Raw genomic sequence first — 21485 nt, 5'->3', positions numbered from 1 at the left:
GGTCGATTCTGCTCTCATCGGCCACCCGCCTCCGCCTCCGCGAGCTGCACCTCGACGGTCTTCTCGCCGCCACCCTGGGCGTCGGTGTAGGTGATGCGCACGGTATCGCCGGGCGCGTACGAGCGCACGGCCGCGATCAGGGAGTCCCCGTCCGTGACGAGCCGGTCGTCGACCTTGGTGATGATCACGCCGCTCGGAATTCCGGCCCGTTCCGCCGGGCCGCCCGCGGTGACCTCCATGACCCGTGCGCCACGCACATCGCTCTGCGACGGCACCTGCACGCCGATGATGGCGTGGGTGGCCTTCCCGGTGTCGACGAGCTGGTCGGCGATGCGACGGGCCTGATCGACCGGGATGGCGAAGCCGAGACCGATGGATCCGGACTGTCCACCGGCGGTGGCGATGGCCGTGTTGATGCCGATCAGCCGGCCGTCCATGTCCACGAGCGCGCCACCGGAGTTGCCGGGGTTGATCGCGGCGTCGGTCTGCAGCGCGTCGATGACGGTGTTCTGATTCCCGGTCTCCCCGCTGGTCGACACCGGCCGGTCGAGGGCCGAGACGATCCCGGTCGTCACCGTGCTCTCGAGCCCGAGCGGTGAGCCGACCGCGACGACCTGCTGACCGACTTGCACGGCGGCGGAATCGCCGAGCTCGATCGGCGTGAGGTCGGTGCGGCCCTCGGCCCGGATCACGGCGATGTCGGAGATCGGATCGGTCCCCACGACGGTGGCCGGGGCGGAACTTCCGTCGGAGAAGTATGCGGTGAGCTGCGCGCCGGCGCCGCCGCCGGCGACGACGTGGTTGTTGGTGAGGATCAGGCCGTCGGAGGACAGGATCACCCCCGAGCCCTCGCCCTGTGCCGTGCGGCCGACCACCTCGATGCGCACGACGCTGGGCACGACCTTCTGCGCGACGGCCTGCACCGAGCCCGCGGGCGCGGCGGCGACCGTCGTCGTGGACTGCCTCGGCGCGTCGAGAGCATTGGTGACGGACGTGCCGCCCGTCGACTGTTGCGTGGTCCACGCGCCGACCGCGCCGCCGATGCCGCCGCTGACCAGTGCCAACGCGACGGCACCGAGGGCGAGCAGGCCACGCGCGGACCGGGGTGAGCCCTGGGGGCTCGGCGCGGGCTGGCTCGGGGCGCCGAATGGCGCGGTGTACCCGTATCCGGGACCGGCGGGAGCCTGGTAGGGGTTCGGCTGGGGTGGTGTCGGCTGGTGGGGCTCTCGGTGGCCGCCACCCTGGGTGGGGTCCTCGCTCATCTCATCGCTTTCGTGTACACGGTCGGTGGCTCGTCGGCTTCCAGCATGCCCGCGGCGGCTGAGAGTCCGCTTAGACCCGGCGCCGATTTTCCTGTCAATCCGCCGGGTGTTCGAGGTGCGGCGCGCCGGGCAGCACGATCCGGACGAGGGCACCCCCGCGCGACGAGGCGTCGACCGCGATGGTGCCGCCGTGCTTCATCACCACCTGCCGCACGATCGCGAGGCCCAGGCCGGATCCGGGCATCGACCGCGACGCGGTCGAACGGTAGAACCGCTCGAACACCAGCTCGCGGTCCTCCTCGGGGATGCCGGGCCCGGCGTCGTCGACGGTCAGTTCCATCAGGCCGGGCCCGAGCTGGTGCATCGACACCAGCACCTCGGCGTCGGCGGGACTCCACTTGGCGGCGTTGTCGAGGACGTTGAGCACCGCCCGCGAGAGCGCGGCCTGGTCGCCGTAGACGAACCACGGTTCCGTGTGAGCCGTGAAGTCGATGTCGGAGCGGCGGCGCCGGGCACGTTCGAGGCTGCGCTCGACGACCTCGGAGATGTCGACGGGCTCGAACACCGTCTCGGGTGCGTCCTCGCGGGCGAGGTCGACCAGGTCCCCTACGAGGGTGGACAGCTCCTCGATCTGCGCCACCACGTCGGCGCGCAGTTCCGCCATGTCCTCCTCGGGCAGGTTCGGCGCGTCGGGCCGGCTCGCCGCGATGAGCAGCTCCATGTTCGTGCGCAGCGACGTCAGCGGGGTGCGCAGCTCGTGGCCGGCGTCGGCGACGAGCCGGCTCTGCCGCTCGCGCGACTCGGCGAGCGCGCGCAGCATCGTGTTGAAGCTCTCGGTGAGGCGGGCCAGCTCGTCGTGCCCGGTCACGCGGATCGGCCGCAGGTCGTCGGTGCGGGCGACCCGCTCGGCCGCCGCGGTGAGACGCGCGACGGGGCGCAGGCCGGTGCGCCCGACCGTCGCACCGGCGGCCGCGGCGAGCACCACTCCGCATCCGCCGACGACGAACAGCACGCTCGCGAGCCGTTTCAGGATGTCCGCGGTGGGCTGCAGTCGCTGCGCGATGACGATGGTGCTGCCGTCCGGGATGCGCTGCGCGAGCACCCGCTGATGCCCGACGGTGCGCAGCGACGACTCCCGTTCACCCTTGGCGACGGCGAGTTCGGCGTTGCCGATCGGGACGGAGGATCCGGGCGGCACGTACTGACCCAGGTCGGGATAGACGAGCGCCACGCTGATATCGGAACTGTAGAGCTGGGCGCCACCGATGTAGCGGGGGTCGTAGGTGATCAGGGTGCTGCTCTCGACGAGTGCGGCGGCGCGCGCCCGCAACTGCTTGTCGACGTCGGAGTAGAGAGCGCGCGCGACCACCGCGTACGCCGCGATGGAGGTCACTGCGACGGCGATCGCCACCGCGCCGGCCGCCAGCAGCGTGACACGACGGCGCAGCGGCACCGACCGGGTCAGCAGCAGCGGGGGCCGCATCGGGCGCCCGGCATCCGGGTCGGCGCCTTCGCGCCGGGTCACGGCGGGGTTTCCCGCAGGACGTAGCCGACGCCGCGGACCGTGTGGATCAGGCGCGGCTCACCCTCGGCCTCGGTCTTGCGGCGCAGGTACCCGACGTAGACCTCGAGGGCATTGCCCGAGGTGGGAAAGTCGTAGCCCCACACCTCCTCGAGGATCCGGCTGCGGCTCAGGACGCGGCGGGGGTTCGCCATGAGCATTTCCATGAGAGCGAACTCGGTGCGGGTGAGACTGATCGACCGGGCACCGCGAGTGACCTCACGGGTGGAGGGGTTCAGGGTCAGGTCCGCGAAGCGCAGCGTCTCCTCCGACTCGGTCGGGTCGGGTGAGGCGCGGCGGAGCAGCGCGCGCAGCCGGGCGAGCAGCTCCTCGAGCGCGAACGGCTTGGGCAGGTAGTCGTCGGCGCCGGCGTCCAGGCCGGCTACGCGTTCGGAGACGGAATCCCGGGCGGTGAGTACGAGGATCGGGAGGTCGTCGCCGGTGCTGCGCAATCGTCGGCACACCTCGAGGCCGTCGACCCGCGGCATCATCACGTCGAGGACCATCGCGTCGGGCCGTTCGGCCGCGACCTGTTCGAGGGCGTCCTGCCCGTCCGTCGCGAGCTCGACGCTGTATCCGTTGAAGCTCAGTGATCGGCGCAGGGACTCCCGCACCGCCCGGTCGTCGTCGACCACCAGAATGCGCATGGCTTCCAGTGTGGACCCGACCGCTGAGAGGTGTCTGAGAGGACGACGGCGTGTCCGGCGAGGGAACCGCAGGGCGCTGCGGTTCCCTCGCCGGGCGTCACACGTCGTTCGGGTCGATCACCCCGAGCTGCACGGACTTGACGAGGCGTCGCGGAACGCGATGGGTGACACCGGCGACGGTGACCGGCACCAGGGCCGGGACCTGCGCGTTCCACTGCGAGCGGCGGCTGCGGGTGTTGGACCGGGACATCCGGCGCTTGGGTACTGCCATGGTGGTTCTCCTCCGGGGGTCGGTCAGGGGCGACGGCGCGTGCCGTACTTGCGTTCGAACTTCTCGACGCGGCCGGCCGCGTCGAGCACGCGGGCGGTTCCCGTCCAGAAGGGATGGGACTCGCTGGTGACGTCGACGACGATCAGCGGGTAGGTGTTGCCGTCGGACCATTCGACCGTGCGGTCGGCGGTGACGGTGGAGCGGGTGAGGAACGCCGATCCGGTGTTCGCGTCCTGGAACACCACGGGGTGGTAGTCGGGGTGGATGCCGGGCTTCATGCTCGTCCTTCTCCTTCTGTCGGTGCGGCGTCGGCGGTGGGCGCCGGGAGGTCGTCGCACGGGTCTTCGTGGTAGTCGCCGAACGGGTCGTCCCACGTCGGCCAGGCCGCCGGGTCGGCGAACTCCTCGTCGGTGAGCAGCGCCCACTCCAGGGCGCGACGAATCTCGTCGGGGTCGGCGTCGTGGGTGAGGATCACCATCGAGGTGTCGCGGTCTCCGTAGGTGTCGTCCCAGCGCAGCGCCGCCATGGCGCGCCGTTCGCCGGAGACTCGTTGCTGCTGCTCGGGAGTCATCGCGGCGAGCCACGGTCCGGCGTGGGCGACGCGCAGCCCCTCCCCGGCGGACTCGATCAGCAGCGCGGTGTCGGGCTGCGTCGCGACCCAGGCCCGGCCGCGAGCCCGGACCACGCCGTCGAGGAGGACGTCGATCGCCTCGTGCAGGCGCTGCGGATGGAAGGGTCGGCGGGCACCGAACTCGAGCAGCCGGACGCCGCAGTCCTCGCCGAGCGGTGGCTCGCCGCGCAGCAGCGGCGAGTGGGCGTCGGAGACCACCCCGCGCCGCGCCCCGGAGGGTATCTGCCGGAGCAGGTGTTCGACGTCGACGTCCTCGCCCCACGCGACGGGGGCATCGGGCGCGAGCCGCGCGAGCACCGCATGCAGCTTCGCCTGGTGCCAGCCGTCGGCGCCGGGCCGGACGACAAGAGCGTCGGCGAATTCGACCTGGCCCACGACGAGCTGGGCGACGGTGCGGTCGTCGTCGAGTTCCTCGTCGCCGGTGGCGTCGGCGAGCCAGGTGGCAGCGTCGATGCAGGTGACGGTGGCCTCGATCCGCACATCGTGGGCGGCGGGTCCGTCGAGCTGCCCGACGACGCCGGAGACGACGACGTGCTCGACGGCCCAGCACAGGGCCTCGGGCTCGAGCCGGGGGTCGAGCAGCAGGACGATGCGATCGACGTTGCTGCGGGCATGCAGGCGCCGCAGCAGCGGGAGCAGATCCTCGCGGAGGGTGCAGGAGACGCAGCCGTGGGCGAGTTCGAGCACGTCGAGGCGGTGATCGTGCTCGGTGGTGAGGGTGCGGCGCACGACGCCCTCACCGACGTGGTCGAGGTCGTGGTGCACCACGACGGTCCCCGGACGCAGCAGGGCCCGCGCGGTCCGCTCGGTGGGTCCGCGCCGGCCGGCGACGACGATCAGCGGCGTTCTGGTGTCCACCGGAACCCCTTTCGGTAACGATTGTCATTAGCTCGAAGAGAGCGTACAGTCGCACGGGCCATTTGTCGAAAACGATTGTCGTTACGCCCTGAGGGCGCCGACAGAAGGGAGCCCGCCGTGTCGGCGCACTGCCAGGTGACCGGACGCAAGCCCGGCTTCGGGAAATCCGTCTCCCACTCCCACGTCCGCACCAACCGGCGCTGGGACCCGAACATCCAGCGCAAGACCTACTACCTGCCCTCCGAGGGACGCCGCGTCACCCTGACGCTCTCCGCGAAGGGCATCAAGACCGTCGACCGCGACGGCATCGAAGCCGTCGTCGCCCGGCTCCGCGCCCGAGGAGAGAAGCTCTAGTGGCCCGCAACGAGATCCGCCCCATCGTCAAGCTCCGCTCCACCGGCGGCACCGGGTACACGTACGTCACCCGCAAGAACCGGCGCAACGATCCCGACCGGCTCGTCCTGCGCAAGTACGATCCCGTGCTGCGCCGCCACATCGACTTCCGCGAGGAGAAGTAGGCCATGGCCAAGAAGTCGAAGATCGCGCGCAACGAACAGCGGGCGCTCGTCGTCGCCCGCTACGCGGAACGTCGCGCGGAACTGAAGGAGATCGTGCGGCGCCCGTCGAGCACCGCCGCGCAGCGCCTCGCCGCACAGACGGCCCTGCAGCGTCTGCCGCGCGACGCCAGTCCGGTACGATTGCGCAATCGAGACGCTGCGGATGGACGTCCGCGCGGCCACCTGCGGAAGTTCGGGCTCTCACGCGTGCGCGTGAGGGAACTCGCGCACCGCGGCGAGCTGCCCGGCGTCCACAAGTCGAGCTGGTGAGGAGCGAGTCATGGCAGTCAAGAGGGGCCCGTCGAAGAAGTCGCGTGCCGTGGAGGGTCGCAAGCCCAAGAAGAACCCGCTGTTCGCGGCGAAGATCGAGTACGTCGACTACAAGGACGTGAACCTGCTCCGCACGTTCATCTCCGATCGCGGCAAGATCCGCAGCCGTCGCGTGACCGGCCTGACCCCCCAGCAGCAGCGGCAGGTGGCCACCGCGGTGAAGAACGCCCGCGAGATGGCCCTGCTGCCCTTCACCACCACCAGCAAGTAGAGCTCCACTCGCGGCGAGGGCCGCGCGGGCACGTGCCCGCGCGGCCCTCGCCGCATTTCGTGGACCACCGAGTGCGCAGTTCTCGTGCCACTGCTCGGCGTGTCGTCCCGAGATGTGCACACTCACGCGAGTTGTCCACAGGTCGCCGTGCCCTCGGTTCCTTCCCGTACGGCCGCCGGGCACCCTCGGCGATCATGGGGGAATTCGACGAGCCGTTCCTGGGGACGCAGGCCGTACAGGCGGGCCTTCTGACATCGCATCAGCTCCGGCGATTCCGGCGCATCCATCGGAATGTGTACATCCACAGGAACGCGCCCGTCACACCGTGCGGCCGTGCGCAGGCAGCATGGCTCTGGGCGGGGGGCGACGGAGTGCTGGCCGGCTACTCGGCGGCGGCCCTTTTCGGCAGCCGGTGGATCGATGCGACCGCGCCCGCCGAACTGATCCGGAGCGGTAGCCGCCGGGGCACCGCGGGGATCGTCGTGCACGCCGGGACGATCCCGGACGACGAAGTGTGCGAGTTGGCAGACATGCGCGTGACGTCACCGGCCCGCACCGCGTTCGACCTCGGCCGTCGCCTCGTCCTGGATACCGCTGTCGAACAGCTCGACGCCCTGTGCCGTGCCACCCGCTCGGATCCTGCGCGAATCGCGGAACTGGCCGATCGGCACAGCGGCGAGCGCGGCGCGCGGCGGTTGCGGAAGGCACTGGAGCTGGTGGACCCCGGAGCCGAGTCGCTCCCGGAGAGGCGAGTGCGGCTGCTTCTCGTGCGCGGCGGCCTCCCCCGCCCCAGCACCCAGGTCCCGGTCGTAGGGATGGACGGATGCATTCTGGGCCGGGCCGACCTGGGCTGGAAGCAATGGCGCACCGTCGTCGAGTACGACGGCATCCATCACTGGACGGACGAGCGCCAGCGCACCAAGGACATCGAACGGTACGAGGCCTTCGCGGCGCTGGGCTGGTCCGTCGTCCGCGTCAACTCCGAGCAGCTTCGCCTGCGCTCCGCGTCGATCGTGGAACGCGTGCGGACGCAGCTTCGATCGGCAGGCGCTCCGGTCTGACCGTCGAGTGCGCACTTCTCGCGCCGGCGCCCGGCGTGTCGTCACGAGAAGTGCGCACTCACGGAGCGACGGACGTGCGCAGGGCGGGAGCGTCGGGCCGGCGCAGGGCCTTCGCGAGATCGTCCAGGCGGACCGGTTCGGCGACGAGTTCGTCCCACGGGTAGGTGCCGGCCGTGCGGGCCAGGAACTCGACCGCCCGGTGCAGGTGGGCGGGCTCGTAGTTGTGGACTCCGGTGACGGTGAGCCAGCCCCGCACGACGGCTTCGGGGTCGAGGGACACCGAAGGGCCCGGCATCACGGAGCCGGCCAGGACGAGACGACCCCCGACGTCGAGCCGGTGCAGGCACTCCCCTACCGCGGCGGCGGATCCCGAGAAGTCGAGCGCGACGTCGACCGGGCCGCCCTCGTCGCCGACGCCCCCGAACCGCTCGGCCACCGCGATCCGCTCCGCATCCGGGTCGGCGACGCGCACGTCGGCACCGGCCTCCGCGCACAACGCGATCGCCGTGACCCCGAGCATGCCCGCGCCGCACACCAGGACCCGCCGGCCGGCGACGTCACCGGCCGCCTCGACGGCGGCGACCGCCGTCGCCGTCGCACATGCCGCCGGGGCCGCGACGACGTCCGGCACCCGGTCCGGCACCCGGACCACGCCCACCCCGGCCGGCAGCACGATGTAGCGGGCGTAGGCGCCGGACAACGCCCATGCGCCGTCGAAAGGTTCGTGCCCCACCTTGCGGAGGGACCGGCACTTGGCGCTCCGTCCGGACTCACACCTGTCGCACGCACCGCACGAGGCCGTGACGGTCCATACGATCCGCGCGCCGACGACGGTCCCCGCACCGGGGCCGGCGGCGACGACGTCGCCGACGGCTTCGTGGCCCAGCACCGACGGCCGCGGCCCGGGTCGCCGTCCGGTGACGGTGTGCAGGTCGCTGCCGCACACGGTCGCGAGCCGGACCCGTACCAGCAGTTCGCGGGCACCGAGACGCGGGACGGCGACGTCGCGCATGTCGACGCCGGCGCCCGTCCACACGGCTGCGCGGGTCAGACCACCAGCGACCGGATCCATCCCGACACCCTTTCGATCACGAAGACGACGGCGAACACGATGAGCACGATCGCACCGGCGAATTCGAAGTTCAGCGTGCGGATCGCCTCGAACAGCAGGAAGCCGACGCCGCCGGCACCGACGATGCCGAGGATCGTCGAGGTGCGGATGTTGACGTCGAGCAGGTACAGGCCCGAGCCGATGATCGACGGAAGCGCTTGCGGAATCACCGCGGACAGCAACGATTTCCACCATCCGCCCCCGGTCGCACGCACGGCTTCGATCGGTCCGGGATCGATCTCCTCGACCGCGTCCGCCACGAGTTTGCCGAGGAATCCGATCGAGCCGAGTGCGAGTGCGCACGCCCCTGCTACCGGACCGAGCCCGATGGCCGCCACGAAGATCACCGCGAGGACGAGTTCGGGTACGGCGCGGACGACGAGAATCACCGTGCGGGCGAACCAGTAGAGTGCCGGAGTCGGAGAGACGTTGCGCGCGGCCAGGATTCCGAACGGTAGCGACAGTACTGCACCGACGGCCGTGGCGACGACACCGATCGCGAGGGTCTGCAGCACCGCATCGACGAGCGCGTCCCCCACCGCACCGAAGTCCGGTGGCAGCAACCGACCGAACACGTCGAACGCCGCTGCGGGCCACGTGAACAGTGTGCGTGGATCGATGCGCAGGACGATCAGGGCGCCGAGGCTCGCCCCGAGCACGATTCCGGAGAAGAGGAGCCGGGATGCGCGCTCGCGCCGGGGATCGGGACGTGCCGGGGCGAGCAGGGCACGCCGGACGACGATCGCGACGACCTCCATCGCGGCGATGATCACCAGAATCACACAGACGATGCCCAGTGCCCGGGGGTACACCAGGCCGCGCAGAGCGTCCTGCAGCGCGAAGCCGATGCCGCCGGCGCCGACGAAACCGAGGACGACGGAGGTACGCAGGTTGATGTCGATGCGGTAGACGAACGTGCCGGTCCACGCGGGCACCACCTGCGGTACGACAGCGTTGATCATCTCCCGGACGTATCCGACGCCGGTGGCGCGCACCGCCTCTCGAGGTCCGGGGTCGGTCTGCTCGATCGCGTCGGCGAACAGCTTGCCGAGCATGCCGATCGAGTGCAGCGCCAGGGCGAGCACCCCCGGGAGCACGCCGATGCCGAGAGCACGCACCAGCAGCACCGCGAACAGCAGGTCGGGCACGGCCCGGCAGAACGTGATGACGCCGCGGGAGATCGTGTACACCACGGGATGCGGGCTGGTGTTGCGCGCCGCAAGGAAGGCCAGGGGCACCGACGCCACCGCCGCGAGGACGGTACCCAGCACCGCCATCAGCAGCGTGTCGAGCGCGAGTGTCCAGATGCGGCCGGGGTCGTCGACCGTGGGCGGCAGCATCCGCTCGAGCAGATCGGCGACCGCATCGACACCGTCGACGAGAGTGGCCGGGGCGAAGTCGATGTACCAGGCGGACACCAGCGTCAGGAGTAGGGCGGCAGCCGAGCAGCCCACCAGTATCCGGCGACGCGCCACCGACTCCGACGCCGGGGCGGGCCGGGTCGGCGCCGGTGGCGCTTCGAGCACGGTCATGATGTCGCGGCCGTTGCGATCGTCGCGTCGGCTGGGTCGACTCGCCGATAGATCTCCATGGCGTCCTCCCGGGAAAGTCCCACGGCCGGGCGATCGAGCACCTTCTCGCCGCCGCGCAGGCCGATCACGCGGTGCGCCCAGCCGAGGGCGAGATCCACCTGGTGCAGCGTGCACAGCACGGTGAGCTTGTCCTCCATGCAGACCCGGAAGAGCAGATCCATGACGACACCGGCGTTCTCCGGATCCAGGGAGGCGACGGGTTCGTCGGCGAGCAGCACCGTGGGCTGCTGCATGAGGGTGCGGGCGATCGCGACTCGCTGCTGCTGACCGCCGGAGAGCGTATCGGCGCGACGGTCGGCGAGTTCCGCCAATCCCACCCGATCGAGGTGGGCGAGCGCCTCGGTGCGCATCCGCTTCGGGTATGTCGATTTTCCGTAGCGCGGCAGGCGCAGCCGGCCGACGCCGCCGATCAGGACGTTCTCGAGACAGCTGAGCCGGCCGACGAGGTTGAAGTGCTGGAAGACGAAGCCGACGTCGCGCCGCAGGGCACGCAGTTCGGCGCGGGAGGCGAGATCGACGCGGGTGCCGTTCACGGTGACCGCGCCGTCGGTGGTCGGGTGCAGGCCGTTGAGACAGCGCAGTAGCGTCGATTTGCCGGAACCCGACAGGCCCAGCAGCACGACGAGTTCGCTGCGGCGGACCTCGAGGTCGACGCCGCCGAGTGCGACGGTGTCGCCGAACTTCTTGACGACGCGACGAGCGGAGACGACGACGTCGTCACCGGCGACGGGATGGTCGGTGGTCATGTCAGCCCTTGCACTTGTCGGATTCGGTCAGCGTGCAGACCTCGCGGACGCCGTCGTAGTCCGCGTCGGTGGCGGGAACGACGCCCCATGCACGCTCGTCGGTGATCCGGCACTCGCCCGCACAGAAGCCCTGGGCGCGCATGTAGTCGGCGTTGGCCTTGTCGACGAAGACCGTGCGGAGCCGATCGACGGTGTCTGCGCCGAGGGAGTTGTTCGCGACGAACAGCGAGCCTGCGATCGTCTCGGACTCCCAGACCTTCTTCAGCTCGCCTTCCTTCAGGTCGCCGCTGGCGATCATGGTCTCGTCGACCATCGTGTCGAACGCGAAACCGGCGTCGCAGTCGCCGGCGGCGACGGCGAGCGCGGATGCGTCGTGGCCGCCGGCGTACACCGGCTCCACCCCTGCGGCGACGGCCTGCTCGGTTCCGGAGGCGATGACGCCCGCTTCGATGAGACCCGCTGTGGGGTAGAGGAATCCGGAGGTCGATCCGGGGTCGACGAAGCAGACGCTCTTGCCCCCGAAATCCTCGATGCGGTTGATGTCGGCGTTGTCGGCGCGGGTCAGACCGTAGGACCGGTAGCCGGCCTCGCCGCCGGCCTCCTGCACGACTGCCCCGAGCGGGGTGACGTCGGCGCCGTTGACGCCGGCGACGACGTACGCGAACGGACCGAAGAATGCGAGGTCGACGTTGCCGGCGATAATGCCCTCGACCACACCGGCGTAGTCGGAGGCCTGGATGAACTCGACCTCCGAGCCGGTCTCCTGCTCGAGCAGCGCGATGAGCGGATCGTAGCTCGCCTGCAGATCGGCCGAGTTCTCGGCCGGAATCGCGGCGAGGGTGAGCGTTTCGGGAAATCCTCGAGCGTTGACGGCGTCGGGGTCGGAGCCGCCGCAGGCGGTCAGCGTGACGGCGAGCCCGGCAGCGAGGGCGGTGGCCGCGGTGGCGCGGCGGAACAGGGGGGAGTGCATGAGGATCCTCGGGGTGTCGGGTCAGACGGAAAGGAGGAGATCGGGCAGGTCGGCGACGGAGTCGAGGACGTGGGTGGCGCCTGCGTCGCGCAGGATCGCCTCGTCGTGTGCGCCGGTGCGGGTTCCGGCGACGACGGACGCCCCGGCGCGGCGACCGGAGAGGACATCACCCGCGGTGTCGCCGACGACGGCGACGTCGCGGACATCGTCGGTCCCGGTCCGCAGCAGGGCCGCGAGGATCATGTCGGGGTAGGGCCGGCCGCGTCCGGCGTCGGCCGGAACCAGGGCGAGGTCCGCAAGGTCCTGCCACCCGAGCGCCGCGAGCAGACGGTCCTGGGTGCTGCGGCTGAATCCTGTGGTGAGCGCGACCTTGATGCCGCCGTCGCGGAGACGGGTGATCGCTTCCTCCGCACCGGGGATCGCGGTGACGTCGCCGGCGCCGACGAAGCGTTCGTAGGCACGTTCGAAGGCTTCGTTGGCGGCGTGGGCCCGTTCCTCGCTCCCGAACAGGGCGCGGAAGACGACGATCTTCGACTGGCCCATGGTGTCGAGGACGTAGCGCCGGGCGGCGTCGCGTTCGGGTCCGTCGGCGGGTAGTCCGACGCTGGTGGCGGCCGCGTCGAAGGCGCGCAGGACGAGGCCTCCGTCGGCGACAGTGGTGCCGGCCATGTCGAGCACGGCCAGGCGGATGACAGTCATGGTTGCTCCGGAATCGTTGCGGGAGGGTTCGTTCAGAGGTTCAGGAGGTCGGCGGTCTGCTCGCCGAGGTAGGGGCCGAGGGTCATGCCGCGGCCGCCCGGCCCGGCGACGATCCAGACGTCGTCGTCGACCCGGGCACGGTGGACGAGTTCGGTGGGATCCAGGCACTGGCTGTAGACCCCGGCCCAGCGCCGCACGACCGGGGGGAGCCGGTGCCCGAGCAGCTCCTCGGTGACGGTGACGAGGTGCTCGTACGGTGACTCGTCGACGTCGAAGGCGAACGGTTCGTCGTACTCGTGGGTGTCGCCGAGCGTGAGCCCGCCGTCCAGGCGCTGCACACACAGCAGCTGCATGCGGTGCTGCTCGGCGGTGAGCGCCTGCGGTTCGCGCGCCTTCAGCTCCTCCAGGGCGGCCCCGGCGAAGCCCGGATAGTACCGCAGGCTGTCGCCGTCGGCAACGGACGTGGTGAGCGTCTCCCCCAGCGGGGCGGTCTGCATCATTTGCAGGCGCACGCGGCGCAGGGGCAGGTCGCCGCCGAGTTCGCGGGCGAGACCGGACAGGGTCGCTCCGGGGCACACGAGCACGAGGTCGGTCTCGTGGACGGTGCCGTGGTCGTCGCGCACCTGCACCGTCCCGTGGGCGGTGCGGGTCACGGTGCGGGCCTCGGTCCCGGGGCGGAAGCTGTAGCGCCCGGAAGTGGTCAGATGCCACCGGATCGCGGGCAGGGCGACACGGGATTCGACGGCGGCGTCGGTGCTGCAGTGCAGGCCGGCGACGAACTTGCCGCGCAGGGCGGGATTGAGCCGGCGGACCGCCTCGGGCTCGAGCAGGGTGAAGCCCCGCTGGCGGGCGTCGGCGCGGCCGGCCGCCTCCCGGGCGACGGCCACCTCGGCGTCGCTGCGAAGGAGGGTGATCGACCCGTTCGCCCGGAAACCGATGCCGGGGACGCGGGCGCCGAGGTCGGCCCACAGTTCGCGGGAGCGCAGGGTGGCGGTCAGTTCGCTCTCGGTGCGCCCGGAGACCCACACGAGACCGAAGTTGCGGACGGTGGCGCCGCGGGCTTCCGGTTCACGTTCGAGGTGAACGACGTCGTGCCCGCGGCGGACGGCGGCGTCGGCGTGGGCGGTTCCCAGGATGCCGCCGCCGATGATCAGGATTCGCATGCCCCGAGCCTGACCGATGGTCTAGACCAATGAGGGGACGTCAGGCGAACGGGCGGTGAACGATTGGTATAGACCAGAATCCGGTACGCTTCGAGTGTGACGGCAACCGCCCGCGAGACCCGGGTCCCCAAGCATCAGATCGTGCGGCACCGAGTCGACGCCCTGCTCGACGAGCTCTCCGTCGGCGACCCGGTGCCCTCCGAGCGCGAACTCGCCACCCGGTTCGACGTGGCCCGGGAGACCGTCCGTCAGGCACTGCGCGAGCTTCTCGTCGACGGGCGCATCGAACGCCGGGGCCGGGGCACGGTCGTCGCGAAACCGAAGATCCTGCAACCGCTGATCATCGGCTCCTACACCGAGGCCGCGCTCGCGGAGGGCCGCAGCGCGGGGCGCCTACTCGTCGGCTGGACCGACCTCGCGGCCGACCCCGACCTCGCCGCGGTACTCGCGATCGCCGTCGGCGATCCCGTGCTCGAACTCGAACGCGTCCTGCTCACCGACGGCGTCCGCGTCGGACTGGAGCGGACCCGCCTGCCCGCCGCGCGCTTCCCGGGACTCGCCGACAGCTTCGACTCCACGTCGTCGCTGTATGCGGCGATCCGTGCGCGCGGCATCACCTTCGCGCGCGCGGTCGAGTACATCGAGACCACCCTGCCCGACGCCCGCGAGGCGGCACTCCTCGACGCCGACATCCGCACACCCATGCTGCTGCTCAACCGGGTCTCCTACGACCAGCACGACACCCCGATCGAGCAGCGACGCTCGCTCTACCGCGGGGACCGGATGACGTTCGTCGCCACCGTGACGCCCTGAGCACAGCGGGGCCGGCACACCTCAGGAACCGTCGTCGCTCCAGACGCCGAGATGCTGCAGGACCAGCTCCTGCCGCCGTACGAGCCGCTCCGACATCGTCCAGTCCGCATGCTGATAGCGCGGATGCTGGGCGAGCGCGATGACATTGGCCGGGAGATGAACAATCGGGTCGGTCGGCATTTTTTCAGCATTGCAGACTTCCGGCTGCAATGCCCTGCCGGACTCCCGCTCACCTCGTCGCACCGCCGGGCGGCACCACGGGACCGGCCCGCCCGGTGCGCAGCGGTGCCGTTACCACCGGTAAGGTTCTCGGTCTGGCGTGCAGCGCCTGCATATCGTGTGCTTTCGAAGGGTTGTATCGGTGTCGGGCGTGATCGCGGGATTCAGCGTCATCTTCGTGATCATCGCGATCGGATTCGCGCTCGGCCGGACGGGCACGCTCGGACCCGAGGCCCAGTTCGTGCTCAGCCGGATGGTGTTCTTCGTCGCCACCCCCGCGCTGCTGTTCGACTCGCTGGCCACCTCCGACCTGTCGGTGATCTTCTCCCCCACCCTGTACGTCGCCGCAGCCACCGCGTTCGCCGTCGCGGCGCTCTACCTCGTCCTCGCGAAGCTGTGGCTACGCCGGCCGCTGCCGGAACTGACGATCGGCGCGCTCGCCGCCTCCTACGTCAACTCGGCCAACCTCGGTATTCCGATCGCGGTGTTCGTCCTCGGCGACGCCTCGTTCGTCGCGCCCCTGCTGCTGTTCCAGATCGTGCTGTTCTCCCCCATCGCCCTGACCATGCTGGACCTGTCGACGATGCGCCCCGGCGCGTCACGACGGGAGACGATCACCGCCCCGTTCAAGAACCCGATCGTGCTGGCGGGCGCGGCCGGGCTCGCCGTCGCCGTCGCCGGCTGGACGCCGCCTGCCGCGCTGATGCAGCCGTTCCACCTCCTCGGCGGCGCCTCGGTACCGGGTGCCCTGCTCGCATTCGGCCTGTCGCTCCAGGGGGTGCGGGTGCTCGAGAAGGGCACCAGCCCGCGCCGCGACATCGCGCTCGCGTCGGTGCTCAAGATCGTGGTGCAGCCCGTCCTCGCCTACGTCATGGCCCGGTACCTGATGGGCCTGGACGGGCACGAGCTCTTCGCGATCGTCGTGGTCGCGACGCTGCCGACCGCACAGAACGTCTTCGTCTACGCGAGCCGCTACGGCCGCGGCATGGTGCTCGCCCGCGACGCCGCGCTGGTCACCACGCTCGCCTCGATCCCCGCGATCGGCGTCGTCGCCGCACTTCTCGCATGACGGGCGCGACTGGGCCGAGGCCCATGCGATTGCTGGTGCTCGCCGGGTGCTGCGTCCTGGCGGGCGCGTGCGGTCGGGGTGGCGCCGACGTCCCCGTGCTACCGGAGGAACCGACGCCGGCGGGTGCGACGGTCTTCACCGCCCGCGACGACCTCGTCGAGCCGCACCCGATCCCGGTACGCTCGTGGACCCGCGTGGACGACGACCGCATCGCCGTCCACTTCGAGACCGGCACACCCGCGTGTTTCGGGGTCGACGCCACCGTCACCGAGTCCGACACCGCCGTCACGGTGGCGCTGCGTGGCGGCACCCTGCCCGAGGCGGTGGACCGGGCGTGCATCATGATCGCCGTCACCGGTGTACTCGAGCTGACGCTGCAGGCACCGCTGGCCGGCCGGATCGTGACGGAGGGCTGAGCGATGTCCCGCACCCCCCGGCACTGGCTGCTGCTCCTGTGCACGGCGACGGCACTGCTGCACGCGACGTTCCAGTCGGTGCGCGTCCTCGTCTCCTACCGCGTGCTCGCCCTCGGCGGCGACGCGGCCGTGATCGGCGTAGTGACGGCCCTGTTCGCTCTCGTCCCGCTGGTACTGGCGGTACAGCTCGGCCGGGCCGTCGACCGCCGGCACGCGGCCGGGATTCTCCGGGGCGGTGTCGTGGTGTCGGTGGCCGGTGCGCTGATCATCGCACTCAGCCCGGACCTGTGGATCCTCGGTCTCGGCAACACCGTCCTGGGTCTGGGTCAGCTTCTGGTGACGGTGTCCGGACAGGCGTTCGTGTCGATCCTGTCGCCGCCGGGTGAACTCGACCGCGGTTTTGCGGGCATCACCCTGGGAGTGTCGGTGGGCCAGGCGATCGGGGTGCCGCTCGCCGGCATGATCGCTGCGGCGAGCAACGGGGACACCGTCGAGACCACCCCGGCGTTGCTGGTGATGACGGTCCTCGCCGCGGCGGCCCTGCCGTTCGTCGTCGGCCTGCGCGAACCGCCCGGCTCCGGTCGCACCCCGGGCGACGCGCCCCCGCAGTCCGTGCTGTCGATGCTGGGCACGCGCGGGATGAAGCCCGCGATGTTCTCCAGCCTCGTCGTGCTGGCGTCCGTCGACCTCGTCGTCGCGTACCTGCCGCTGCTCGGTGAGGAATTCGGCTTCGGGGTGCTGCTGGTGTCGGCCCTGCTCACCGCCCGCACCGTCGCGTCGATCGTCTCGCGTGCGGTCCTGCCGTGGGCGCTGCGGACGATTCCGCGGCGACGTCTGCTGCTGTCGGCGACGGCATGCACGGCCCTGCCCGTCGCGGCACTGCCGTTCCTGCCGAACCCGTGGGCGATGGGGACACTGCTGGCGATCTGCGGCGCCTTCTGGGGTTTCGGGCAGCCGCTGACCATGACGTGGGTCGTCGAACTGGTGGCACCGGCGGACCGGGCGTCGGCGCTCGCGGTGCGCCTCACCGGCAACCGTCTCGGCCAGGTGTCGGTGCCGTTGGCGGCCGGCGCGATCGCCGGCGTCGCCGGCACCGCCTCGGTGTTCCTGGTGACCGCGGGACTGCTCTCGGCCGCCGCCGTCAGCACGTGGCGGGCGCTGCGCCCCTAGACCCCCCGTGCGCGCTTTCGGTGGTTCCCACTACCGGAATCGCGCACGGGACGGGTCAGCGGCGGCGCAGCCGCACGTAGTCGCCCACGACGGCGGCCCCGAGGCCGTGGACGTCCGGCGCGACGACCCGTCCACCGACCCGGCGGGCCATCCGGTCGACGATCCGCGCCAGCCCCGGATCCTCGCCGAGCCGGAAGATCGTCACGTGCGCCCCGACGCGGGCGAGATGATCGAGTTCCCGGACCGTCATCCCGAGTGTGCGGGCGCTGGGTGGATAGTCGAACGCCGCGTATCCGTCCGCCTCGAGATGCGCGGTGGGCTCACCGTCGGTGACCACCAGCACCACCGGCTGGGCATTGGAATGCCGGCGCAGGTGCCGGCCGGCCAGCATCAACGCGTGGTGCAGGTTCGTGCCCTGCTCGTACACTCCGTCCAGGCCGGCGAGTTCGGAGGCGGTGACGACGCGGGCGTGCCGGCCGAACGCGATCAGCTGCAGCGCGTCTCCGCGGAACCGGGTCGAGACCAGGTGGTTGAGAGCCAGGGCCGTGCGCTTCATCGGCACCCACCGGCCGTCCATCACCATCGAGAACGACGTGTCCACCAGCAGCGCCACCGCAGCCTGGGTGCGCTGCTCCGTCTCGACGACCTCGACGTCGGTGACATCGATCCGCACCGGGATGCGCGCTGGGGCGCGCAGGGTCGCATTGGTGAGGGTGCGCACGACGTCCCACGGCTCGGTGTCGCCGAACTCCCACGGGCGCGACGCCCCGGTGGGCTCACCGGTGGCCCCCGCCCGGCGGGTCTCGCGTTGCCCGCCCCGGGTGGACAGCTGGTCCATGACGTCACGCAGCGCGGTCCGGCCGAGTTCGCGCATCGCCTTCGGCGACAGGCGCCACTGTCCGTCGGCGCCGCGGTCGAAGAACCCCTGCCGCTGCAGTTCCTTCTCGAGCTGCGCGAGCGTGCGCGCATCGGCTGCGGCCTCGTCGCCGAGGTGACGGGCCAGCGCGTCGAGGTCGATGTCGTCGAGGGAGGCGCCGGCGTACTGCTGGGAGAGCTGCTCGGCGAGCGCGTCGAGTTCGGCCACGTCCTGCAGCGCCCCCGTCGCTTCGCCCAGGCCCATGCCCTGCTCCCCGCGGAACCGCTCCGACCCGGTCCAGTCCTCCCCGGGGCGGGCGGCTCGCAGGTGCGAGTCGAGGCGGTCGAGCTGCGACATCAGGCTCGGCGACCCGAACGCCTGCTGGGCGAGGGCGTCCAGTTCGTCGCGTTGTTCCTGGCTGAGCGAGTTGCGCAGGCGCTGCGCCGCCGCCGCCCGCTGGGCCAGCGAGTCGAGCAGTTCCTCCACGTTGCGGGGGTTCTCCGGGAAGAAGTCGCCGTGGGCGGCCATGAACCGCTCGAAGTCCTCCTCGGTGTCCTCCCCGCGGGAATGCTTGTCCAGCAGATCGTTCAGATCCTCGAGCATGCGGTTCACCCGCTCGCGGTCCTCGTCGGTTGCGCCTTCGAGGGCCTGCTTCATCCCGGCGAACCGCTGGTCGAGCATCTCCCGGCCGAGCAGGTCACGGATCTTGTCGTAGTCCTCCCTGGCCTGGGGGCTGCGCCAGGCGTAGTCGGCGAGTTCCTGCACCGCCTGCGCGGTGGAGGCGGGCAGTTCCTCGATCCGCATCTCCGCGAACCGGGCGTCGTCGTCGAGTGCGCGTGCGAGGGCCTTGCGTTCCTCGAGCACGGCCCGGTCGAGCAGTTCGCGCACCTCGCGCAGCGTGCCGTCGAGGTTCGTCCGGTCCAGTAGTTCCCGGCGACGTCGGTTCGCTTGTGCCGCAAGCCGGTCCAGGCCGCGCATGGTTCCGTGCCCGCGACGCAGCAGTTCCCGCAGCGCACGTCGCGGCGAACTGCCGGCCAGCACGTCCTCCCCGATAGCGGCGAGGGCCTCACGCAGATCCACCGGCGGAGCGAGCGGGTCGCCACCGTCGTAGGGCCCGTACCGTGCGCCCCGGCTCATCAGGAGTACACCGCGGCGCCGTCGTCGTCGGCGTGCTTGGCGATCCGCCGCGCGAGGTAGAGGCCCTCGAGGGCCAGTTCGGCCGCGGCAGCCCGCGTTCCGATGTCCTCCGCGCCGAGCCGCTCGGCGACGACGTCGAGGACGGGCAGGTCGGGCAGTTCGTCCAGCAGCGCCTTGGCGGTGATCCGTTCCCCGGTCACCACCGGCTGTCCCTGCTCGACGGCGGTGACGAGAGGGCCGAGGTTCACCCCGGCCAGCCGGGTGCGGGCGGCGTCCGCGGTGGCCCGCCTCAGGAGATGATCGAGGACCTCGAATTCCCTTCCCTCCTCGCCGGATTCGAACTCGACCTTGCCCCGCAGCACCTCCACGACGGTGCCGAGGTCGACGGGACGTGCGACGGGGTCGGCCTCGCCGAGCACGGCGCCGCGACGCATCGCCGCAGCCGCGACGGTCTCCGCGCCGGCGACGGCGAAGCGCGCCGACACACCGGAACGCTGGTCCACCGACGTGGATTCACGCAGCAGGCGGGTGAAGCGGGCGAGGATCTCGAGCAGGAAGTCCGGGACCCGGGCCTGCAGTCGAGCCTCCTGCTCGATGACGGCGATCTCGTCGTCGAGCTGCGTGGGGTAGTGGGTCCGGATCTCGGCGCCGAACCGGTCCTTGAGCGGGGTGATGATCCGGCCGCGGTTGGTGTAGTCCTCCGGATTGGCGCTGGCGACGAGCAGGACGTCGAGCGGGAGCCGCAGCGTGTAGCCGCGCACCTGGATGTCGCGCTCCTCCATGACGTTGAGGAGCGAGACCTGGATGCGCTCGGCGAGGTCGGGCAGCTCGTTGACGGCGACGATGCCGCGGTGGGCGCGCGGCACGAGACCGAAGTGGATGGTCTCGGGGTCTCCGAGACTGCGACCCTCGGCGACCTTGACGGGGTCGACGTCGCCGACCAGGTCGGCGACGGAGGTGTCGGGAGTGGCGAGCTTCTCGGCATAACGTTCGCTGCGGTGCCGCCAGGCGACGGGCAGGTCGTCGCCGAGTTCGGCGGCGCGGCGGATCGAAGCCGGGGTGATCGGGTCGTAAGGATGCTCACCGAGTTCGGAACCGGCGATCACCGGAGTCCACTCGTCGAGCAGCAGGGGCAGGGTGCGCAGCAACCGGGTCTTGCCCTGCCCGCGTTCACCGAGCAGCACCACGTCGTGGCCCGCGAGCAGCGCACGTTCGAGTTGCGGAACGACGGTGTCGTCGAAGCCGACGATGCCCGGCCACGGGTCGATGCCGTCGCGCAGGGCGGCGAGCAGGTTCTGCCGGATCTCGTCCTTGACGGAGCGGTGCTCGTGTCCCGAGGCACGCAGCTCGCCGACGGTGGACGGCCTGATTGTGGGTGACGTCACCCCTCCCAAGGTACGAGCGTTCGGTGATTTCGGCACCTGCAGCCGCGGGAGCGCCCCACCCGGGAACCGCCCCCGACCGGCAGATCTTCCCGGATCCGGCCGTGCCGGGGTGCGCTGTCGGCCCCGATCCCTAGACTCCCGCCATGGACACCTGGCTCCTCGCGGCACTGCTGGGACTCGGACTGGCCGCCGCCACCGGCCTGCGCACGTTTCTCCCGCTGCTGATGCTCGGGACAGCAGTGCACTTCGGCCTGTTCGGCATCGCGCTCAACGAGTCGATGCAGTGGGTCGGGTCGACGGGCGCGCTCGTCGCCCTGGCGATCGCCACCGTCGTCGAGATCGGCGCCGATCTCGTCCCCCTCGTCGACAACGTCCTCTCGGCCGTCGCCACCGTCGTACGGCCCGTCGCGGGCGCGCTGGCCGCCTGGGCGGCGTTCGCCGATCTCGACCCGGCGATGGCCGCTCTCGCCGGCATCGTCGTCGGCGCCCCGACCGCGATGGCGGTGAGCACGGTGCAGACCGGCACCCGTGCGGCGAGCACGGTCACCACCGCGGGACTCGGCAACCCGGCGCTGTCCCTGCTCGACGATCTACTGTCGTTCGTCACGTCGCTGATCGCGCTCGTCGTCCCGCTGCTCGTCGTGCCCCTCCTCGCGGGCTTCGCGTGGGCCGTCCACCGCGGGTATCGACGGCTGAGCCGCCTGCGGACGGGCTGACCGGTTCCGATGGACACAACCGGTTCCGATGGAC

At 71.2% G+C, this 21485-nt stretch carries 25 protein-coding genes; 10 read left to right on the top strand and 15 right to left on the bottom strand.

What is annotated here, in order from left to right; translation table 11 throughout:
• Positions 1–14: 14 nt before the first annotated feature.
• The 6 genes from ACM26Y_RS06285 to mrf form a co-directional block, all read right to left on the bottom strand.
• Entirely contained in the window at positions 15–1262 is a 1248-nt protein-coding gene (locus ACM26Y_RS06285) for a trypsin-like peptidase domain-containing protein (RefSeq protein ID WP_416062933.1), read from the bottom strand.
• 94 nt (positions 1263–1356) lie between these two features.
• Positions 1357–2745, bottom strand: a complete 1389-nt coding sequence (locus tag ACM26Y_RS06280) for a sensor histidine kinase (RefSeq protein WP_235157445.1) — start codon at positions 2743–2745, stop codon at positions 1357–1359.
• Between the two features lie 38 nt (positions 2746–2783).
• A complete protein-coding gene (locus ACM26Y_RS06275; RefSeq protein WP_003937786.1) occupies positions 2784–3470 on the bottom strand; it encodes a response regulator transcription factor in 687 nt (228 codons plus the stop codon).
• 97 nt (positions 3471–3567) lie between these two features.
• A complete protein-coding gene (gene rpmF / locus ACM26Y_RS06270) occupies positions 3568–3741 on the bottom strand; it encodes a 50S ribosomal protein L32 (RefSeq protein WP_416062932.1) in 174 nt (57 codons plus the stop codon).
• Between the two features lie 23 nt (positions 3742–3764).
• Positions 3765–4019: a type B 50S ribosomal protein L31 gene (locus tag ACM26Y_RS06265; protein WP_003937784.1), complete on the bottom strand. Its 255-nt coding sequence runs from the start codon at positions 4017–4019 to the stop codon at positions 3765–3767.
• Positions 4016–5230 (bottom strand): ribosome hibernation factor-recruiting GTPase MRF, encoded by a 1215-nt coding sequence (gene mrf / locus ACM26Y_RS06260; protein ID WP_416062931.1) that lies wholly within the window; start codon positions 5228–5230, stop codon positions 4016–4018. Before mrf ends, ACM26Y_RS06265 begins: the two co-directional genes overlap by 4 nt.
• A gap of 117 nt (positions 5231–5347) precedes the next feature.
• Here mrf and rpmB point away from each other — a divergent pair, with 117 nt between their 5' ends.
• From rpmB to ACM26Y_RS06235, 5 genes are all read left to right on the top strand, one after another.
• On the top strand, positions 5348–5584 hold the full coding sequence (gene rpmB / locus ACM26Y_RS06255; protein ID WP_003937782.1) for a 50S ribosomal protein L28: 237 nt from the start codon (positions 5348–5350) through the stop codon (positions 5582–5584).
• Positions 5584–5748 carry a 50S ribosomal protein L33 gene (gene rpmG, locus ACM26Y_RS06250; RefSeq protein ID WP_003937781.1) on the top strand — a complete coding sequence of 55 codons (165 nt, stop codon included), beginning with the start codon at positions 5584–5586 and terminating at the stop codon, positions 5746–5748. The genes rpmB and rpmG overlap by 1 nt, the downstream gene beginning before the upstream one ends.
• Before the next feature lie 3 nt (positions 5749–5751).
• On the top strand, positions 5752–6057 hold the full coding sequence (gene rpsN, locus ACM26Y_RS06245) for a 30S ribosomal protein S14 (RefSeq protein WP_003937780.1): 306 nt from the start codon (positions 5752–5754) through the stop codon (positions 6055–6057).
• 10 nt (positions 6058–6067) lie between these two features.
• A complete protein-coding gene (rpsR, locus tag ACM26Y_RS06240; RefSeq protein ID WP_003937779.1) occupies positions 6068–6328 on the top strand; it encodes a 30S ribosomal protein S18 in 261 nt (86 codons plus the stop codon).
• A gap of 194 nt (positions 6329–6522) precedes the next feature.
• Positions 6523–7389, top strand: coding sequence for a DUF559 domain-containing protein (locus ACM26Y_RS06235; RefSeq protein WP_416062930.1), 867 nt, complete (start codon positions 6523–6525; stop codon positions 7387–7389).
• A 58-nt stretch (positions 7390–7447) separates the two neighbouring features.
• Here the strand turns inward: ACM26Y_RS06235 and ACM26Y_RS06230 are convergent, their stop codons facing one another.
• From ACM26Y_RS06230 to ACM26Y_RS06205, 6 genes are read right to left on the bottom strand one after another with little or no spacing between them, the layout of a single operon-like run.
• Entirely contained in the window at positions 7448–8461 is a 1014-nt protein-coding gene (locus ACM26Y_RS06230; protein ID WP_416062929.1) for a zinc-binding dehydrogenase, read from the bottom strand.
• A complete protein-coding gene (gene phnE / locus ACM26Y_RS06225; RefSeq protein WP_416062928.1) occupies positions 8437–10032 on the bottom strand; it encodes a phosphonate ABC transporter, permease protein PhnE in 1596 nt (531 codons plus the stop codon). The genes ACM26Y_RS06230 and phnE overlap by 25 nt, the downstream gene beginning before the upstream one ends.
• Positions 10029–10838, bottom strand: coding sequence for a phosphonate ABC transporter ATP-binding protein (gene phnC, locus ACM26Y_RS06220; protein ID WP_003937775.1), 810 nt, complete (start codon positions 10836–10838; stop codon positions 10029–10031). The genes phnE and phnC overlap by 4 nt, the downstream gene beginning before the upstream one ends.
• Position 10839: 1 nt before the next feature.
• Positions 10840–11808 (bottom strand): phosphate/phosphite/phosphonate ABC transporter substrate-binding protein, encoded by a 969-nt coding sequence (locus tag ACM26Y_RS06215; protein WP_371382821.1) that lies wholly within the window; start codon positions 11806–11808, stop codon positions 10840–10842.
• Between the two features lie 21 nt (positions 11809–11829).
• Positions 11830–12507, bottom strand: coding sequence for a phosphonatase-like hydrolase (locus ACM26Y_RS06210; protein WP_289379366.1), 678 nt, complete (start codon positions 12505–12507; stop codon positions 11830–11832).
• Positions 12508–12539: 32 nt separating this feature from the next.
• On the bottom strand, positions 12540–13670 hold the full coding sequence (locus ACM26Y_RS06205) for a TIGR03364 family FAD-dependent oxidoreductase (RefSeq protein ID WP_371382822.1): 1131 nt from the start codon (positions 13668–13670) through the stop codon (positions 12540–12542).
• 96 nt (positions 13671–13766) lie between these two features.
• Between ACM26Y_RS06205 and ACM26Y_RS06200 the strand changes: the two genes are divergently transcribed.
• The gene (locus ACM26Y_RS06200) at positions 13767–14483 is read left to right on the top strand and encodes a GntR family transcriptional regulator (RefSeq protein WP_003937771.1); all 717 of its coding nucleotides are present in this window, start codon (positions 13767–13769) and stop codon (positions 14481–14483) included.
• 21 nt (positions 14484–14504) lie between these two features.
• On the opposite strand, the gene ACM26Y_RS06195 is transcribed toward ACM26Y_RS06200, so the two are convergent.
• On the bottom strand, positions 14505–14663 hold the full coding sequence (locus ACM26Y_RS06195; RefSeq protein ID WP_289379364.1) for a hypothetical protein: 159 nt from the start codon (positions 14661–14663) through the stop codon (positions 14505–14507).
• A gap of 181 nt (positions 14664–14844) precedes the next feature.
• On the opposite strand from ACM26Y_RS06195, the gene ACM26Y_RS06190 reads away from it, so the two are divergent.
• From ACM26Y_RS06190 to ACM26Y_RS06180, 3 genes are read left to right on the top strand one after another with little or no spacing between them, the layout of a single operon-like run.
• Complete coding sequence (locus ACM26Y_RS06190) at positions 14845–15771, top strand: AEC family transporter (protein ID WP_416062927.1); 927 nt, start codon at positions 14845–14847, stop codon at positions 15769–15771.
• 23 nt (positions 15772–15794) lie between these two features.
• Positions 15795–16187 carry a hypothetical protein gene (locus tag ACM26Y_RS06185; RefSeq protein ID WP_003937769.1) on the top strand — a complete coding sequence of 131 codons (393 nt, stop codon included), beginning with the start codon at positions 15795–15797 and terminating at the stop codon, positions 16185–16187.
• Between the two features lie 3 nt (positions 16188–16190).
• Positions 16191–17357 carry an MFS transporter gene (locus ACM26Y_RS06180; RefSeq protein WP_003937768.1) on the top strand — a complete coding sequence of 389 codons (1167 nt, stop codon included), beginning with the start codon at positions 16191–16193 and terminating at the stop codon, positions 17355–17357.
• A gap of 55 nt (positions 17358–17412) precedes the next feature.
• Here the strand turns inward: ACM26Y_RS06180 and ACM26Y_RS06175 are convergent, their stop codons facing one another.
• Positions 17413–19350 (bottom strand): vWA domain-containing protein, encoded by a 1938-nt coding sequence (locus tag ACM26Y_RS06175; RefSeq protein ID WP_416062926.1) that lies wholly within the window; start codon positions 19348–19350, stop codon positions 17413–17415.
• Positions 19350–20735, bottom strand: coding sequence for a sigma 54-interacting transcriptional regulator (locus ACM26Y_RS06170; protein ID WP_371382828.1), 1386 nt, complete (start codon positions 20733–20735; stop codon positions 19350–19352). Before ACM26Y_RS06170 ends, ACM26Y_RS06175 begins: the two co-directional genes overlap by 1 nt.
• Positions 20736–20878: 143 nt before the next feature.
• Here ACM26Y_RS06170 and ACM26Y_RS06165 point away from each other — a divergent pair, with 143 nt between their 5' ends.
• The gene (locus tag ACM26Y_RS06165) at positions 20879–21451 is read left to right on the top strand and encodes a DUF4126 domain-containing protein (protein ID WP_289379360.1); all 573 of its coding nucleotides are present in this window, start codon (positions 20879–20881) and stop codon (positions 21449–21451) included.
• Positions 21452–21485 lie beyond the last annotated feature (34 nt).

The sequence above is a fragment of the Rhodococcus indonesiensis genome (genome assembly GCF_047782815.1).
GTDB classification, from domain to species: Bacteria; Actinomycetota; Actinomycetes; order Mycobacteriales; family Mycobacteriaceae; genus Rhodococcus; species Rhodococcus indonesiensis.
The sequence above is the reverse complement of the archived record's forward strand: the minus strand, read 5'-3'. Positions and strand labels throughout refer to the sequence as shown.